At 41.3% G+C, this 1,494-nt stretch carries 2 protein-coding genes; both read left to right on the top strand.

Annotation, left to right across the window (positions count from 1 at the left end):
* Positions 1 to 419: 419 nt before the first annotated feature.
* Positions 420 to 695: a hypothetical protein gene (locus H525_RS0115475; RefSeq protein WP_027416917.1), complete on the top strand. Its 276-nt coding sequence runs from the start codon at positions 420 to 422 to the stop codon at positions 693 to 695.
* Entirely contained in the window at positions 696 to 971 is a 276-nt protein-coding gene (locus H525_RS0115470; protein WP_027416916.1) for a hypothetical protein, read from the top strand.
* Positions 972 to 1,494 lie beyond the last annotated feature (523 nt).

Below are 1,494 nucleotides of genomic sequence, written 5' to 3'. Positions count from 1 at the left end.
GCATTGTTCGTTTCATAATGTCAGCCTCCTTGGTACATTAAGCAGTATAATAAAAACCACTCTTATTGTCCAAGTTCATTTTGGGGCTTATGAGGGCCAATCCGCCGCAGAAAAGTTTGAATCCATTCTTACGAGTAGTTCGAGAGATGACTAATTTTGCTCTCTTAGAGACCTTAAAGATGTGAAAACGATGAGTACTGCTGAGATTTCGGGCCTTTCGGAACAAAAAGTCGAAGGTGTAAAATGAATTGATAAATGAGGCTGCACGGGAGTACTTCGCTTGTGCGCATCCACTTTCTAAATATTGACCGTTGTCGCGCTGCACGTCAGTTTGAATTCTGTACGTCGCAGCAGTATCCTTAACTTCCGGTATAGGGTATAATTGTATGTATCCAAGGTTCGAATGGGAGGTTACCCTCATGTACTTCAAACTTAAAGACCAGAATGGTAATATCATTAACCCTTTTATCAATGCTAACCATAAACCGGTCATTAGGCTGAATGGTAAAGAATATGAAATTCTTGCCCCCTCCGACAACGATAATGACAGCAATTTCATGTCTGCCCTTATAGCCGATTTTGATGCTGATCCAGAAATTCAGCAGATGATCGAGGAGTCTGAACAAGCGATTGAAAAGGGCCAGGTCTTCTCGACAAAACAAGTGATTGAGATGATAAAAAACGGAGAAATCTAGATGAATGTGGAATGGACGGTTCCTGCCCTCAAGCGTATTTCTCAAATTAAGAACAAGTATTTTTCTACTGAGGAAACGGATGAATATCGCATAAAATTAGTGGAGCGTATTGAAGAAAAGATTCTGCGCACGGGAACCCTTTTTCGGTCTCGCAATTATAAAGACACCTTTATCGTTTACATTGATCAGTTCATTGTTTCATTCCGACTTTCCAAGAATGGTACAACGTATACAATTACAGCGCTGAAACATGCGCGGCAAAATAAGAAAATTTAATCGACTTCTGCCGATGCTGCTGCTGGCAGTTTGAATCGATTCTGACAAGTAAACGGGATCGTGAAATACCATGATTGGGTGTGGTAAGGATGAAATGGCAGAAAGTTCGGAATATTTTCCCTAACCAGTATGTTTTACTGGAGATTTTAAATTCTCATTTAGAAAATATGTTCAGTACGTTGACGAAGTCGCTTTGATCAGAGCTATTCAAGATCCTAACGAAGCTACTAGGGAGTTGCTGAAATGCAGAAACAACTACATCGTTTATCACACCGAACAGGAAAAAATCACAATCGAACTAAGAAGAAATGCGATTTACAGAAGCCGATGAGATCCTAATTATCGGGATGTACAGCCCCCAATCACGGTTGAATGGGGACACGAATCACTCACGTCCCAACTCCCCTAACCACTCACTCAAAACCCTTTGTTACGGCATAATAATCTCCTGCAATTTCTCCCCCCTCCAACCCGCATTCCACCGTTCGCTTTGACAATAAAGTCCTGCACAAATCCCGCATTT

It is taken from the genome of Aneurinibacillus terranovensis DSM 18919 (assembly GCF_000430625.1).
GTDB lineage: Bacteria > Bacillota > Bacilli > Aneurinibacillales > Aneurinibacillaceae > Aneurinibacillus_B > Aneurinibacillus_B terranovensis.
Note: the sequence above shows the minus strand (reverse complement) of the source record. Positions and strands in the feature narration are given on the sequence as shown.